The sequence below is a fragment of the Micromonospora sp. URMC 107 genome, from assembly GCF_051386315.1.
Classification (GTDB): domain Bacteria; phylum Actinomycetota; class Actinomycetes; order Mycobacteriales; family Micromonosporaceae; genus Micromonospora.
The window spans coordinates 16,571-31,256 of sequence record NZ_JBPQTK010000014.1; the positions used below are offsets into that span (position 1 = coordinate 16,571).

At 75.8% G+C, this 14,686-nt stretch carries 15 protein-coding genes and 1 riboswitch; of the genes, 7 read left to right on the plus strand and 8 right to left on the minus strand.

Annotated features, from left to right (window positions below; genetic code table 11):
* Positions 1–27: 27 nt before the first annotated feature.
* Together ACSNN9_RS05290 and ACSNN9_RS05295 are read left to right on the plus strand one after the other, a co-directional pair.
* The gene (locus ACSNN9_RS05290) at positions 28–861 is read left to right on the plus strand and encodes an MEDS domain-containing protein (protein WP_436671489.1); all 834 of its coding nucleotides are present in this window, start codon (positions 28–30) and stop codon (positions 859–861) included.
* Positions 858–1,817, plus strand: coding sequence for an anti-sigma factor RsbA family regulatory protein (locus ACSNN9_RS05295; RefSeq protein WP_436671490.1), 960 nt, complete (start codon positions 858–860; stop codon positions 1,815–1,817). The genes ACSNN9_RS05290 and ACSNN9_RS05295 overlap by 4 nt, the downstream gene beginning before the upstream one ends.
* On the opposite strand, the gene ACSNN9_RS05300 is transcribed toward ACSNN9_RS05295, so the two are convergent.
* The 3 genes from ACSNN9_RS05300 to hflX are packed head-to-tail and all read right to left on the minus strand — an operon-like array spanning position 1,777 to position 4,261.
* Positions 1,777–2,655: a cytochrome c oxidase assembly protein gene (locus ACSNN9_RS05300; RefSeq protein ID WP_436671491.1), complete on the minus strand. Its 879-nt coding sequence runs from the start codon at positions 2,653–2,655 to the stop codon at positions 1,777–1,779. The two genes, ACSNN9_RS05295 and ACSNN9_RS05300, sit on opposite strands and share 41 nt — an antisense overlap.
* Entirely contained in the window at positions 2,652–3,116 is a 465-nt protein-coding gene (locus tag ACSNN9_RS05305) for a DUF2243 domain-containing protein (RefSeq protein WP_436671492.1), read from the minus strand. Before ACSNN9_RS05305 ends, ACSNN9_RS05300 begins: the two co-directional genes overlap by 4 nt.
* Complete coding sequence (hflX, locus tag ACSNN9_RS05310; RefSeq protein ID WP_436671493.1) at positions 3,113–4,261, minus strand: GTPase HflX; 1,149 nt, start codon at positions 4,259–4,261, stop codon at positions 3,113–3,115. The genes ACSNN9_RS05305 and hflX overlap by 4 nt, the downstream gene beginning before the upstream one ends.
* Before the next feature lie 209 nt (positions 4,262–4,470).
* On the opposite strand from hflX, the gene ACSNN9_RS05315 reads away from it, so the two are divergent.
* The 3 genes from ACSNN9_RS05315 (at position 4,471) to ACSNN9_RS05325 (ending at position 7,432) form a co-directional block, all read left to right on the plus strand.
* Positions 4,471–5,709 (plus strand): DUF2786 domain-containing protein, encoded by a 1,239-nt coding sequence (locus tag ACSNN9_RS05315; protein ID WP_436671494.1) that lies wholly within the window; start codon positions 4,471–4,473, stop codon positions 5,707–5,709.
* A 98-nt stretch (positions 5,710–5,807) separates the two neighbouring features.
* On the plus strand, positions 5,808–6,176 hold the full coding sequence (locus ACSNN9_RS05320) for a YciI family protein (RefSeq protein WP_358086045.1): 369 nt from the start codon (positions 5,808–5,810) through the stop codon (positions 6,174–6,176).
* Positions 6,173–7,432, plus strand: a complete 1,260-nt coding sequence (locus ACSNN9_RS05325; RefSeq protein ID WP_436671495.1) for an RNA polymerase sigma factor — start codon at positions 6,173–6,175, stop codon at positions 7,430–7,432. Before ACSNN9_RS05320 ends, ACSNN9_RS05325 begins: the two co-directional genes overlap by 4 nt.
* Before the next feature lie 29 nt (positions 7,433–7,461).
* On the opposite strand, the gene ACSNN9_RS05330 is transcribed toward ACSNN9_RS05325, so the two are convergent.
* From ACSNN9_RS05330 to ACSNN9_RS05350, 5 genes are all read right to left on the minus strand, one after another.
* Positions 7,462–7,959: a hypothetical protein gene (locus ACSNN9_RS05330; protein ID WP_436671496.1), complete on the minus strand. Its 498-nt coding sequence runs from the start codon at positions 7,957–7,959 to the stop codon at positions 7,462–7,464.
* A gap of 182 nt (positions 7,960–8,141) precedes the next feature.
* Entirely contained in the window at positions 8,142–8,315 is a 174-nt protein-coding gene (locus ACSNN9_RS05335; RefSeq protein WP_121396938.1) for a CsbD family protein, read from the minus strand.
* A gap of 164 nt (positions 8,316–8,479) precedes the next feature.
* The gene (locus ACSNN9_RS05340) at positions 8,480–10,735 is read right to left on the minus strand and encodes a heavy metal translocating P-type ATPase (protein ID WP_436671497.1); all 2,256 of its coding nucleotides are present in this window, start codon (positions 10,733–10,735) and stop codon (positions 8,480–8,482) included.
* A 9-nt stretch (positions 10,736–10,744) separates the two neighbouring features.
* The gene (locus ACSNN9_RS05345) at positions 10,745–11,743 is read right to left on the minus strand and encodes a hypothetical protein (RefSeq protein ID WP_436671498.1); all 999 of its coding nucleotides are present in this window, start codon (positions 11,741–11,743) and stop codon (positions 10,745–10,747) included.
* Between the two features lie 29 nt (positions 11,744–11,772).
* The gene (locus tag ACSNN9_RS05350) at positions 11,773–11,982 is read right to left on the minus strand and encodes a heavy-metal-associated domain-containing protein (protein ID WP_358086055.1); all 210 of its coding nucleotides are present in this window, start codon (positions 11,980–11,982) and stop codon (positions 11,773–11,775) included.
* Between the two features lie 150 nt (positions 11,983–12,132).
* Between ACSNN9_RS05350 and ACSNN9_RS05355 the strand changes: the two genes are divergently transcribed.
* Together ACSNN9_RS05355 and ACSNN9_RS05360 are read left to right on the plus strand one after the other, a co-directional pair.
* Entirely contained in the window at positions 12,133–12,435 is a 303-nt protein-coding gene (locus ACSNN9_RS05355; protein ID WP_436671499.1) for a metal-sensitive transcriptional regulator, read from the plus strand.
* Between the two features lie 597 nt (positions 12,436–13,032).
* Positions 13,033–14,385 carry a YibE/F family protein gene (locus tag ACSNN9_RS05360; protein ID WP_436671500.1) on the plus strand — a complete coding sequence of 451 codons (1,353 nt, stop codon included), beginning with the start codon at positions 13,033–13,035 and terminating at the stop codon, positions 14,383–14,385.
* Between the two features lie 166 nt (positions 14,386–14,551).
* Positions 14,552–14,683, plus strand: a riboswitch (cyclic di-AMP (ydaO/yuaA leader).
* The last annotated feature ends 3 nt before the right edge of the window (positions 14,684–14,686 follow it).

Genomic DNA, 14,686 nt, shown 5'->3' on the forward strand with positions numbered 1-14,686 from the left:
TACACTGGTTGCCGTGAGGCAACCAGCATGACCAGCAGCGAACGGCGGGCCGCGCCGGGCGGCCACATCTGCTGGTCGTACGACGACCCGGAGTCCCTCGCCGACCTGGCGGAGCGCCACCTCGCCGCGAGCCTCGCCGCCGGCGAGCGCTTCTGGTACGTGACACCGCGCCCCTCGGACCTGGTGGCCGAGCGGCTGCGCGCCCTGCCGAGCTTCACCGACGCCGTGCGCCGCAACGCCGCCGCGGTGGTCCCCCTGGTCTCGACCTACTCGCCCGACCACGTCGTCGATCCGGCCACGCAGGTCGCCGCCTACGCGGCCGCCACCGACGCGGCGCTGGCCGCCGGCCACAGCGGGCTGCGCGTGGTCGCGGAGGCCACCGAACTGGTCCGCACCCCGGCCCAGCTGGACGTCTTCACCCGCTACGAACACCTCATCGACCGCTACATGCGCACCCGGCCGTTCAAGGCCGCGTGCGCCTACCACCGGCTGAAGCTGGGTGACCGGGCGGTCTCCGAGCTGGCCTGCATGCATCCGCGCAGCAACGTCGAGGACCTGCTGTTCCGGTTGTACGCCGCGCCGCCCGCCGACGGGCACGCCGCGCTCGCCGGCGAGCTGGACATGTCGAACCACGAGCTGTTCCGCACCGCCCTGGACCGCGCCGACCTGCGGCCCACCGACGGTGAGCTGGTGCTGTCGGCGGCCGACCTGCGCTTCGTGGACCACCGTGCCCTGACCCACCTGGCCGAGTACGCGCACCGGCGCGGCGCGACCGCCGTGCTGCGCACCCCCCGCTCGGCCGCGGCCCGCCTGGTGGACCTGCTGAATCTGCCCGGGATCCGGGTGGAGGTCACGCCATGAGGACGGGTGCGGCCGCCCAGCACCACGGCTACTACCACGAGGCCGTCCGCTACGACACCGACGACGAGCTGCTCGCCGTGGCGGTGCCCTTCCTGCTCGGCGGCGCCGAGGCGGGCGAGCCGACCTTCGTCGTGCTGGGCGAGCGCACCGGCGGCCTGGTCCGCTCGGCGCTGCCGGCCGATACCCCGGTCGAGTTCCTGCCCGGCGGCGACCTCTACTCCCGGCCCGCCGCCGCCATCCGCAGCTACCGGGAGCTCCTCGCCGAACTGGTGGCCGCCGGCGCCGGGCAGGTCCGGATCATCGGTGAGGTGCCCCCGGCCTCGTTCCGCGCGACCTGGGACTGGTGGGCCCGCTACGAGGCGGCGATCAACCACGCCTACGACGACTTCCCACTGTGGAGCATGTGCGCGTACGACACCCGGATCACGCCGCCGGAGGTGCTGGCGGACGTGGCCCGGACGCACCCCCGCTTCGCCACCGCCGACGGGCGGCACGTGCCCAGCCCGACGTGGACGCCGCCCACCGAATACCTGCGGCGGTGCCCCCGGGTCGTACCCGACCCCCTCCTGGCGCGGCCGCCGGTCATCGAGCTGACCGACCCGACGGCGGCCGAGGCGCGCGCCGCCGTGCACAAGGCCGACCAGGGCCAACTGCCGATCGACGACGTGGAGGACCTGGTCGTCGCGGTCAGCGAGATCGTCACCAACGCGCTGCGCCACGGCAGGCCGCCGGTCCGGCTGTGCGTCTGGGCCGGCGACGACCGCATCGTGGCGACGGTCAGCGACGGCGGCGACGGGCCGGACGACCCGTTCTGCGGCCTGCTCCCCGCGTCCGACGGGGCCCCCGGCGGGCTCGGCCTCTGGATCACCTACCAGTCCTGCAACCACGTGACCTGGCAGCGCGACGACGGCGGCTTCACCCTGCGGCTGACGGCCGGGCACGCGTACGCCGGCTGACCGGACCGACCCGGACGGCCGCGCGTCCTGGCGCGGGCCCGGACGGGTCCGCGCCGCCGGAGGGCGCCGGCCGACGTGGCCGACGCCGGTGGTACCAGGCCGCGAAGAGGGCGGTGGCGAGCAGCAGCTCGGCGACGTCGCCGCCGTAGTACATCAACCGGGCCGCCGCGCGCAGCGCCGCGACGTCCCGGTCGGGCAGCGCGGGCGGCAGGGTGGCGGCGTGCGCGTAGAGGTACTTCGCCAGCACGGCGTGCCCGGCGCCCGCGCCGAGCAGCGCGCCGGCCCGCACCGCCAGGCCCGGCCGGCGCGGGGCCGGGTCCGGGCCGGCCACCGACCAGGCGAGCAGGTAGCCGGCGACGACGTAGTGCACGTGCAGGGCGTGGTGCAGCACCGGGTTCCGCTCGGCCGCCGCGTAGAGCGGGGTGAGCAGCACCAGCGCCAGCCCGCCCGTGGTGAGCAGCGCCGCCGTCACCGGATGGGCAAGCAGGTGCACCGGCCCGGCCCGCAGGAACCGGCCCACCCGGCGGCCGACCGGCGGCGGGACGACCCGCAGCAGCAGGGTCACCGGCGCGCCGAGGGCCAGCGCGAGCGGCGCGACCATGCCCAGCAGCAGGTGCTGGGCCATGTGCACGCGCGGGTCGCCGGGCCCGCCGGCCAGCGGGCCGAGAGCGACCGCGAGCACCGCGCAGCCGGCCAGCCAGGCGACCGTACGCCGGCGGCGCCAGCCGCGCCGGTCCCGGGACACCGCCAGCAGGTAGCCGGCGGCGAGCAACGCGACCGCCGCGAGCGGCATCGGATCCGGCCCGGCGGCCGCACCGGTGTACGCGAGCGGCGTCACCGGGCGTCGCGGCCGGGGCGGGGGCGCACCCGCCAGGTCACCCACGCGCCGAGCAGCAACAGCACCACCGCCGCCACGTTCCACACCACGTCGTACGGGAGCAGGTGCACCCCGTAGCGGATCTGGTGCAGCCGGAGCACCTTGTGGTCGACGATGCCGTCGAAGAGCTGGAACGCCCCGGCGCCGAGCAGGAACCCGCCCCAGGCGGCCCGGGGCACCAGGGCGTCCCGGCGGCGCAGGTCGGCGAACCAGAAGAAGCCGCCGACCAGGGCGAGCAGCTCGGCCGAGTGCAGCAGCCCGTCGGAGAGCAGCCCGACGGAGGGGGTGGAGCGGTCGTAGAAGTGGTGCCAGCCGAGGAGCTGGTGGAAGACGATCTCGTCGACGGCCGCCATCACCGCCGCGCCGATCACGGCGGCGGCGAGCACGGACCGGCGGAGATCGGGTGCGCCGGAGCGGTTCACCGGCGGGCCAGGCGGTCGGCCAGCGCGGCGCGCAGCTCGTCCGTGCCGGCGCCGGTCAGCGCCGACACGGCGACGGCGGCGGGATGGACGCGGCGCAGCGCGTCGACCCACTCCGCCGGGGCCACGTCGATCTTGTTGAGCACCAGCAGTTCCGGCACGTCGCCGGCGCCGATCTCGTGCAGCACGCCGTGCACGGTGGTGATCTGGTCGAGGGCGTCGGGCGCGGAGGCGTCCACCACGTGCAGCGCGAGGTCGCTGCGGCTGACCTCGTCCAGCGTCGACCGGAAGGCGTCGACCAGCTGGTGCGGCAGGTGCCGGACGAACCCGACCGTGTCGGTGACGGTGAAGAGCACGTCGCCGACGCGTACCCGGCGCACCGTCGGGTCGAGGGTCGCGAACAGCACGTCCTGCACCTGGGCGTCCGCCCCGGTCATCCGGTTGAGCAGGGCGGACTTGCCGGCGTTCGTGTAACCGGTGATCGCCACCGAGGGGACCTGGTTGCGGGCCCGCCGCTCCCGGTTGCGGTCCCGCCGCCGGGTCAGCTCCGAGGCGCTGCGGCGCAGCCGGGTGGCCCGCTGACGCAGCCGGCGCCGCTGGGTCTCCAGCCGCATCTCACCGGGGCCACGTACACCCATGCCGGCGCCGCCGGCCATCCGGCCGCCACCGATCCGCGACATCGAGCGTCCGTCGCCGCGCAGCCGCGGCAGCTGGTACGCGATCTGCGCCAGCTCCACCTGCACGCGGCCCTCGCTGGTGCGGGCGTGCTCGGCGAAGATGTCCAGGATCAGCGCGGTGCGGTCGACCACCCGTACGCCGACCCGCTCCTCCAGGTTGCGCACCTGTCCCGGGGTCAGCTCGCCGTCGGCGATGACCAGGTCGGCGCCGGTCCGCTCGGTGAGGGCGGCCAGCTCGTCGACCTTGCCGGAGCCGACGAAGGTCGCCGGGTCGGGGCGGGGCCGGTTCTGCACCACCTCGTCGACGACAGCCAGCCCGTCGGTGTCGGCGAGGCGGCGCAGCTCGGCCAGCGACACCTCCGTACCCGGCCCGGTGTCCCCCGCCTCGTCCTGGTGCACCGCGACCAGCACGGCCGTCGGCCGCCGCGCCGCAGCGCCGGAGCCGTTGCCCAGCAACCACGATCCCGCCATCTCCACCTCGCATCGCTCGCGTTCCCCGGAACTACCCGGGACCGGCCGAACCATGCGGAAGCTCCCCGCCGGCCGGGCGGTCGGGCCGGGGAGGTCGCGGTGGCACCGGTCACGACCGGCGGACGGCGGGCGGGCCCGGAGGTACCTTCGGCGGGCGGGTGACGATCGTTTCCCGGCGCGGGAGAAGCAGACCCCAGGAGGACACGGCCGTGCCGGACGCCGAGGAACTCATCAGCGACGCGCTCGCGGCGGTGCGCGGCACCGACGTACGCCTCGCGGAGCGTCAGCTGGACCGGCTGATGATCGGGACGGGCGCCGCGGACGGCGCGGCGGCGGTGGACGCCGCGCTCCTGCGCCGCCTCGCCCGGGGCGTCGCGCGGCTGGCGCAGCACGGCTGGCAGCCGGTGGACCTCGGCCGGCTCGCCGCCCGCCGACTCGGCTCCCGGGCTGCCGGGCTGGTCACCGACGCGCTCGCCGCGCAGCGCCGCGAGCTGGCCGGGCCCGTGCCGCCGTGGTGGGACGACCAGCTGCGCGACCTGGGCGCGGGGGTGTGGTGGGACGCCGACGAGGGTCACCTGACCGCCTGGTCGGCGCGCGTGGGGTACGACCGGTTCACCGCGCTGCGGGCGGCGGTCGACGCGCTGGCCCTGGTGGAGGGGCTCCCACCGATCGCCGTGCTGCGCCCGCCGCCCGGCGCGCCCCTGGCGGGCGTCGCGCGCGGCGGGCCGGGCAGCGGCTCCCGGATGCTCGACCGGGTGCGGGCGCTGCTGGCCAAGGCGGAGTCGACCACCTACCCGGCCGAGGCGGAGGCGCTGACCGGCAAGGCCCAGGAGCTGATCGCCCGGCACAGCATCGACCAGGCACTGCTGGCGGGCGTCGCCGAGCCGGCCGACCGGCCCGGCGGGGTGCGCCTCGGCACCGACCCCCCGTACGCGGGCGCGAAGGCGCTGCTGGCGCAGGAGGTGGCGGCGGCGAACCGCTGCGAGGCCGTCTGGTCCGACGACCTCGGCTTCACCACGGTGCTGGGCTGGCCGGCCGACCTGGAGGCCGTCGAGCTGCTCCACACCTCGCTGCTGGTGCAGGCCACCACCGCGATGCTGCGCGGGCGGGGCGAACGGCGGGCCAAGGGCGGCGGCCGGCGGACCCGGGACTACGACGAGTCCTTCCTCAACGCCTTCGCGCTGCGGATCGGCGAGCGGCTGCGGGCCGCCACCGACGCCGCCGACCGGGAGGCGACGGCGCAGGCCGGGCCGGAGCGGCTGCTGCCGGTGCTCGCCACCCGCGCCGAGGCGGTACGCGAACGCCTCGACACGCTCTTCCCCGGCGTCACCCGGGGCCGGCTCACCGTCCGCGACGCCGACGGCTGGTCCTCGGGCACCTCCGCCGCCGACCGCGCCTCGCTCGCCGCCGGCCCCGCCCCGAAGCGCCAGCTACGCGGCCGGCGCTGAGATTCCTCCCCGTCGGCTGTCGGAACCGGCGGGTCGGCTCCGACCCCTCACCGGAGACGCGCCACGATGGGCGCGGCCGACGCGACGAGGAGCACCCGATGAAGTATATGCTGCTGATCTGGAACCGCCCGGGGTTCGTGGAGGGGCTCTCGGAGCAGGAGCGCAGCGCGCTCTTCGGCGAGGTCGACGAGGTCATGCGGGAGCTGACCGAGTCGGGCGAGTTCCTCGGCGGCCAGGCCCTGGCAGACCCGTCGCAGGCGCGTACGGTCCGGCTGGCCGGGGACCGGCCGGAGGTGACCGACGGGCCGTACATGGAGAGCAAGGAGCAGTTCGCCGGCTATCTGATGGTCGACTGCGACAGCCCCGAGCGGGCCGCCGAGATCGCCGCCAGCTGGCCGGACGTGCGGCGGGGCTTCGGCGTGCTGGAGGTGCGGGCGGTCATGGACGAGGCCGGGACCGAGATGTGACCGGACGGCACCTGGAGGACCTGCTGCGCGACCTGGCGCCGCAGGTCCTCGGCCTGCTCGTCCGCCGCTACGGCCAGTTCGCCGCCGCCGAGGACGCCGTGCAGGAGGCGCTGCTCGCCGCCGCCGTGCGGTGGCCGGAGCAGGGCGTGCCGGACAACCCCCGGGCCTGGTTGCTCACCGTCGCCACGCGCCGGCTGACCGACGAGTGGCGCAGCGAGCGCGCCCGCCGCGACCGGGAGGCCGCGCTGGCCGCCCGCGAGCCGGCGTACGCGACGGTCGCGCCGGCGGCCGACGACCAGCCGCCGGCGGGGGACGACACCCTGGCCCTGCTGTTCCTCTGCTGCCACCCGGCGCTGGCCCGGTCGGCCCAGGTCGCGCTGACGCTGCGGGCGGTCGGCGGCCTCACCACCGCGCAGATCGCGAGGGCGTACCTCGTGCCCGAGGCGACGATGAGCCAGCGCATCCGCCGGGCCAAGCAGCGGATCGAGGCCGCCGGGGCGCGCTTCACCATGCCCGCGCCCGGGGACCGGGACGAGCGGCTGCGGGCCGTGCTCCAGGTGCTCTATCTGATCTTCAACGAGGGGTACACCGCCTCCAGCGGGCCGGAGCTGCACCGGGCCGACCTGACCACCGAGGCGATCCGGCTGGCCCGGCTGGTGCACCGGCTGCTCCCGGACGACGGCGAGGTGACCGGGCTGCTGGCGTTGATGCTGCTCACCGACGCGCACCGGGCCGCCCGCACCGGGCCGGCCGGGGAGCTGGTCCCGCTCGCCGAGCAGGACCGCGACCGCTGGGACCACGCCGCCATCGCCGAGGGGACCGCTCTGGTCACCGAGGCGTTGACCTGGTCGCCGCCCGGCCCGTACCAGCTCCAGGCGGCGATCGCCGCCGTGCACGCCGAGGCCCCGTCCGCCGAGCGGACCGACTGGCGACAGATCGTGGCGCTCTACCGGCTCCTCGCCCGGACCGCCCCGAGCCCGATGGTCACCCTGAACCAGGCGGTCGCGGTGGCCATGGTGGACGGTCCCCGCGCCGGCCTGGCCCTGCTCACCGGGCTCGACGACGACGACCGCACCGCCGGGCACCACCGGCTCGCCGCCGTCCGCGCCCACCTGTGGGAGCTGGCGGGCGAACCGCGGCGGGCGCGGGCGGCGTACCGGGCGGCGGCCCGGGGGACGACGAGCCTGCCCGAGCAGCGCTACCTGGAGCTGCGGGCCGCCCGGCTCGCGGGCGCCGAGGCACCCGGCCACCCGTGAGCTGGTCCTGGCACGGCGCCGCTACCGGCTCAGGCGCGGCACTCGCGGGTCAGCTTCGGCGGGATGCCGGTGAAGGTGGAGTCCATCCAGGCGGCCGGCCGGGACGCCCGGGAGCCGGCGTCGATCCGGTCGGCGGTCTCCTCGATCAGGGCGCGGATCTCCGGGTCGGCGGCCTGGCGGGCCTGGGCGCGTACGTCGTCGGCCAGCTCCGCCAGGTTGCGCCGGAGCTGGTCGGCGACCTGCTCCCCGGTGAGGTCACGGGTCACCGAGGCCGCCGAGTCGGTGGCGATCCTCCGGCTGCCGGCGAGGATCACCCGGTCGACCTCGCGGCAGACCTCGGCGGTGTTGGCGGCGGTCGTGGCGACCGGGGACGGGCTCGGGGTGGCGCTCGCCGAGGCCGTCGGGCTCGGCGGGGGCGCGCCGGTGCGGGCGGCCTCCTCCCGCGCGGTGTCCTGGCATCCCACGGCGAGCACCCCGAGCGCCACCGTGGCGGCGGCGCGCCGCGCGTAGACGACGGATCGGGACACGGGACCTCCCGTTCGGGCTCTCGGCCGTCCTGCGGGAACGGCCCGGGTTCGGCCGACGCCGGGCGGCGGGACGTCGACCTGCCAACGAGTGGCGCCACCCGGGGGACACGTCCGCCGGATGCGCCAGTACGCCCTCCGCCGGGTCGGCTGGATGCCGATCCGGCGGAGGGCGCGTACGCGGGTCAGCTCTTGAAGGCGTCCTTGATCTTCTCGCCGGCCTGCTTGAGCTTGGCGCTGGCCTGGTCGTTGCGCCCCTCGGCCTCGAGCCGCTCGTTGTCGGTGGCCCGGCCGGCGCCTTCCTTCAGCTTGCCGGCCGCATCTTCGGTCGTGTTGTTGATCTTGTCGTCGAAACCCATGTCAACCTCCCGATTGGCGGTGCCGGTACGCCCCCTGAGGTACCCCGTCCCGCCGCCGTCCAACCGTCCCCGGTCACCCACCGTCAGCACACGGCCCGCGCCGGCCCCGCCACGACCCGCGGCGCCGGCCCCACGGGTGGGCCGGCGGCGCGGGTGGGAAGGGGTCAGACGACCGGGCGGAAGCCGCGCAGCCGCAGGCTGTTGGCGACCACGAAGACCGAGGAGAAGGCCATCGCGGCGCCGGCGATCATCGGGTTCAGCAGGCCGGCGGCGGCCAGCGGCAGGGCCGCCACGTTGTAGGCGAAGGCCCAGAACAGGTTGCCCCTGATGATGCCGAGGGTGCGCCGGGCGAGCCGGATCGCGTCCACGGCGGCCATCAGGTCGCCCCGCACCAGGGTCAGGTCGGACGCCTCGATCGCCACGTCCGTGCCGGTGCCCATGGCCAGGCCGAGGTCCGCCTGGGCCAGCGCGGCGGCGTCGTTGACCCCGTCACCGACCATCGCCACCGTCCGCCCCTCGCCCTGGAGCCGCCGCACGACGTCGACCTTGTCGGCGGGCAGCACCTCGGCGACCACCTCGTCGATGCCCAACTCGGTGGCCACCGCGCGGGCGACGGTGGTGTTGTCGCCGGTCAGCAGCACCGGCGTCAGGCCGAGCGCGCGGAGCCGTGCGATCGCCGCCCGGCTCGTCGGCCTCACCACGTCGGCCACCGCGAGGACGCCGCGGGCCCGGCCGTCCCAGCCGGCCAGCACCGCCGTCCGCCCCTCGCCCTCCGCCGTGGCCGCCGCCCGCGCGACCTCCTCCGGTACGTCGAGACCGTGCTCGCGCAGCAGCCGGGGCCGGCCGATCAGCACCTCCCGGCCCTCGACCGTCCCGCTCACGCCGAGCCCTTCGGCGTTGGCGAAGTTGGCCACCGGCGGCAGCGTGCCCGCCTCGGCCGCCCCGGCGGCGATGGCCCGGGCGATCGGGTGCTCGGACGCGGACTCCAGCGCCCCGGCGACCCGGAGCAGCTCGGCGCGGTCCTCGCCGGCCGCCGGGACCACGTCCACCAGGGTCATCCGACCGGTGGTCACGGTGCCGGTCTTGTCCAGCACGACGGTGTCCACCTGCTTCGTGGACTCCAGCACCTCCGGTCCCTTGATCAGGACGCCGAGCTGCGCACCCCGCCCGGTGCCGACCAGCAGGGCGGTCGGCGTGGCCAGTCCGAGGGCGCACGGGCAGGCGATGATCAGCACCGCCACGGCGGCGGTGAACGCGGCGGTGGCGCCCGACCCGGTGCCGAGCCACCAGCCGAGGGTGCCCACCGCGAGCGCGATCACGATCGGCACGAAGACGCCGGAGATCCGGTCGGCCAACCGCTGCACCGCCGCCTTGCCGGTCTGTGCCTGCTCGACCAGCCGGGCCATCTGGGCCAGTTGGGTGTCGCCCCCGATGCGGGTGGCGGTGACCACCAGCCGGCCGCCCGCGTTGACGGTCGCACCGACCACGGAGTCGCCCGGACCGACCTCGACCGGGACGGACTCGCCGGTGAGCATGCTGGCGTCGACCGCCGAGGTGCCCTCGTCGACCACGCCGTCCGTGGCGATCTTCTCGCCGGGCCGGACCACGAACCGGTCCCCCACGGCGAGCTGGTCCACCGGGATCCGGGTCTCCGTGCCGCCGCGCAGCACCGCGACGTCCTTGGCGCCCAGCTCCAGCAGGGCGCGCAGGGCCGCCCCGGCGGTCCGCTTCGCCCGCGCCTCGAAGTAGCGGCCGGCGAGGATGAACACGGTCACCCCGGCCGCCGCCTCCAGGTAGATGTTGCCGGCGCCGTCGGTGCGGCTGATCGCGAGGCTGAACGGGTGGGTCATCCCCGGCGTGCCGGCGGTGCCGAGGAAGAGGGCCCAGACCGACCAGCCGAACGCGGCCAGGGTGCCGACCGAGACCAGGGTGTCCATGGTCGCCGCGCCGTGCCGCAGGTTGATCCAGGCCGCCCGGTGGAAGGGCAGGCCGCCGTAGACCACGACCGGGGCGGCCAGGGTCAGCGACAGCCACTGCCAGAAGTCGAACTGCCAGGCGGGCACCATCGCCAGCACGATCACCGGCACGGTGAGCACGAGCGAGACCCAGAGTCGGGTACGCAGGCCGCGCAGCTCGTCCACCGGCGCGGCGGCCGGTTCGCCGCCGGCGGGCGCGGGCGGGGGCGGCAGGGCCGCCGTGTAGCCCGTCTTCTCCACCGTGGCGATCAGGTCGTCCGGGGTGACCTCGTCGGCGTAGCGGACGGTGGCCTTCTCGGTGGCGTAGTTGACGGTGGCGGTCACCCCGTCCATCCGGTTCAGCTTCTTCTCGATCCGGGAGGCGCAGGAGGCGCAGGTCATCCCACCGATCGCCAGCTCGATCTGGTTCGGCGCGTACGCCAGGGGCTTGCTGCTGATCGTCATCACGGTCCCTCAGTCGTGCCCGTGACCGGGGACGCCGTGGCCGGCGTCGGCGGACGGGGAGCTCGTGGCGGCGGGCGTGCCCGCCGTCGGGGCGCCCGTCGTGGCCGGGACACCCGGCGCGGTCGGACTGCCGGCGACGACGGTGAATTCGGCGGTACGCACGACGCCGCCGTGCTTGAAGTCCAGGTAGAGCCGGTAGGCGCCGGCCGACGGCACCTCGGCCGAGAAGCTCACCTCGGGGCCGGGCCGCGTCCGCCCGTCACCGGGCTCGCCGTTGGGGTGCACGTGCAGGTACGCCAGGTCGCCCTGGCGCAGCGCCACCAGGTGGCCGTACGCGCCCAGGTAGGGCTCCAGGTCGGTGACCGGCGCGCCGCCGCGGCTCACGGTCAGGGTCAGCTCGGCGGTGCGGCCGGGCTGCGGGGCGCCGGTGAGCGTGACGGTGTAGCCGTCGACCGTGGTGCTGGTCGCCGGCGCGGGCAGGGGCCGCCCGGTCAGCGCGCCGGGGACGGTCACGTCGACGCCGAGGGTCAGCGGCTCGCCCCCGGTCGGGGTGAAGTCGGCGAACGCCCGCCACACGCCGGGCCCGGCGAGCGGCGAGTCGACCCGCCAGGTGCCGTCCGGCGCCATCTCCGGGTGCACGTGCCGGAAGCCGGAGAGGTCGCGGCGGGCCACGATCAGGTGCATGCGCTTGTCGTGCGCCACGTCGTACGCGGTGACCGCCCGGCCGTCCGGGCCGGTGACCTGGAAGGCGAACTGCCCGGCCGGGGCGTCCACCGGACGGAGGGTGTACCCGCGGTCGGAGACGAGCAGGCCGCCGGGCAGGTGCGCCGTTGCGCCGTTGTCGCCCCCGTGTCCGGATCCGCCGTCGTTGCCGTGCCCCCCGGTGGCCTCGTGCGGGGCCTCGGCGGGCGGCGCCACGGGGTCGGCCACCCGGCCGACCCCGTACGTCGCGCCGAACAACACCGCGAGGCCGAGGGCGAAACCGCTCAGCTTCGTCGCCGTGTTCATGATGCGCCTCGTTTCCCCCGTGCTCGCTGTCAGACGCCGACGAGGTCGTAACCGGCCTCGTCGACGGCGGAGCGCACGGTGTCGGTGTCCAACGGGCCCTCACTGGTGACGGTGACCCGACCTGCGGCGACGTCGACCTGGACGTCACTGACGCCCGGGATTGCGCCGACCTCGTTGCTGACGGAGGTGGCGCAGTGCCCGCAGGTCATGCCCTGCACCTGGTACGTCGTGGTGGTCATCGAACTCTCCTCTCGACGCCTCCAGCCTATACCCCCCAGGGGTAAGCCGGAGGCAGACCGGCGCCTGTGCGTTGTACCGGTACCCGGTGGGGGTATCCCGGCCAGGAACGACCGTACCATACCCCCGAGGGGTACGGTATCCTCGACCCCATGACCACACCGACGCCCGCCCCGACCAGGGGCTACACCGCCACCAAGGACCAGCTGCTCGCGCGGCTGCGCCGCGTCGAGGGGCAGGTCCGTGGCATCGAGAAGATGGTCGACGACGACCGCTACTGCATCGACGTGCTCACCCAGATCTCCGCGATCCAGGCCGCCCTGGACAAGGTCGCGCTCGGCCTGCTCGACGGGCACGCCCGGCACTGCATGCACGAGGGCGCGGCCGAGGGCCGCACCGACGAGATGGCCACCGAGATGATGGCCGCCGTCGGCCGCCTGATGAAGCGGGGCTGACGTCGGCCGCCTGATGAGGCGGGGCTGACCGGGCGACACCGCCGCCGGGCCCCTCCCGGCGGACCAGCCGCCGCGCCACCGGACGCCCGTCCCGACCCGTTCGGAGGTCGCGGCCCGGCGCCGGGGCCCCGGCGCCCCCCCTGGGTGGAACGCCGGGGCGACCGGGTCAGAGCCGGCCGAGGATCTTCCTCATGGTGTCGGTCTCGGCCTGCTGGGTGCCGACGATCTGTCCGGCCAGAGCCTTGGCCCCCGCGTTCGCGCCCCGGGCGAGCTCGTCCACCGCGCGGCGCGCCCTGGGAACAGCCGGCGCCGAAGGTGGCCCGTCGGCGTCCGCGTCCCGACACCACCCCGCACCACCTGCGCCCGCATCCCGGGATGGCTACCATTCGGCCGATGGCCCTCCGGATTCCGCACCGCCCGTCCCGCGCCCCCCACCGGGCGGCGGCGGTGACCGTTCACGACCGGGCCGGGGCCGACGACCGCGGTACGTGACCGCACCGCCACGCGGAGGCGACCCCCGTCCCCCGCCACGCGGCGACGCTGAACCGACCGGCCCGCCGGCACGTACCCCGCCCTGGACTCGTTGGGAGACACTCGATGGGCGCCGACCACACCCGTCCCGCTCCGTCCGCCCCGCCGGGGGTGCGGCGGATCCTCGTCGCGACGGTGGTGCCCCTCTTCGTCGCCACGGTGATCGCGGCGCTGGTGCTCTGGCCGTGGGACTCGCGCGATCCCGCCGCCGGCACCGAGCCGCCCCGCCACCACGGGACGGTGACGCGGGTGGTGACGGAGCCCTGCCCGCCCGCCCCGGAGACGCCGGAGGGGAGCCCGGACGCGGCGCAGGGCCCCTGCGGCACGGTCACCGTGCGGGTCGAGGACGGCCCCGACGCCGGCCAGCAGGTGGAGACGCCGGTGCCGGCCGGACCCGGCGCGCCGACCGTCGCCGTGGGCGACGAGATCATCCTGGTCGAGCTCACCGACCCCGCCGATCCCACGGCCAGCACCTACAACATCGCGGAGCACCAGCGCGGCAAGCCGCTGCTCTGGCTGGTCGCGCTCTTCGCGGCGGCGATCGTCGCCTTCGGGCGGTGGCGCGGGCTGGCCGCGCTGGCGGGCCTGGCGGCGAGCTTCGCCATCCTGCTGACCTTCGTGCTGCCCGGCATCAGCGCCGGGAACCCACCACTCCTGGTCGCGGTCGTCGGCGCCGCTCTGATCATGTTCGTGGTGCTCTACCTGACCCACGGGGTGACCGCGCAGACCTCGGTCGCCGTGCTCGGCACGCTGGGCAGCCTGGTGCTGACCGGCGTCCTCGGCACGATCGCCACCGCCGCGACCCACCTGACCGGGTTCGGCAGCGAGGACGCCACCACGTTGTCGATGTACCAGGCCGACGTCGACCTGCATGGCCTGCTGCTGGCCGGGATCATCATCGGTTCCCTCGGCGTGCTCGACGACGTCACGGTCACCCAGGCCGCCACGGTCACCGAGCTGGCGCACGCCAACCCCGGGCTGTCCCGGATCCAGCTCTACCGGGCGGCGACCCGGGTCGGCCGGGCGCACATCGCCTCGACGGTGAACACCATCGTGCTGGCGTACGCCGGCGCCTCGCTGCCGGTGCTGCTCCTGCTGACCGCCGACTCGCGGGCGGTGACCCAGATCCTCACCAGCGAGTTCCTGGCTCAGGAGATCGTCCGCAGCGCGGTCGCCACCCTGGGCCTGATCGCCGCCGTGCCGCTGACCACCGGGCTGGCGGCCGTGGTGACCGCGGCGGGCCGGCGGGGCGGGGACGCCACGGACCGAGCGGCGTCCGTGCCCGCGCCGACGCCCCGGCCGGCGGCCGACCGGTCCGAGGCGCTGGAGGCGCTCAGCGGGCCGCGCGCCGCGGACGCGCCGTCCGCCGCTCCCGGCGGATGGCCCGGCCGGGACAGGAGCACGGACACCGCATGGTGACACTCCTCAGCGTGACCGATCAGGACGCCCGACCTGATAAACGCGTCACTGCTCACCCTCCGCCATTACGAAATAACGCATTTAGTCGGCTTAGGGACGTAGATCCCCGGGAGTGCTCTCGGGTAACCTCGCTGCCGGTCACCGCCGAAGGCGCGCAGCGGCGCCTGCGGTGCCGCCGCCCAATCGCCGCCAGGCGAGCCGGGGACCCAGGTACGTGGGGTGAATCCGCGACAGCGGTAGGGGCCACTTCCGCCCCGAACCCGTCAGCTAACCCGGTCGGCGGTCGACGGAAGGGAAAACT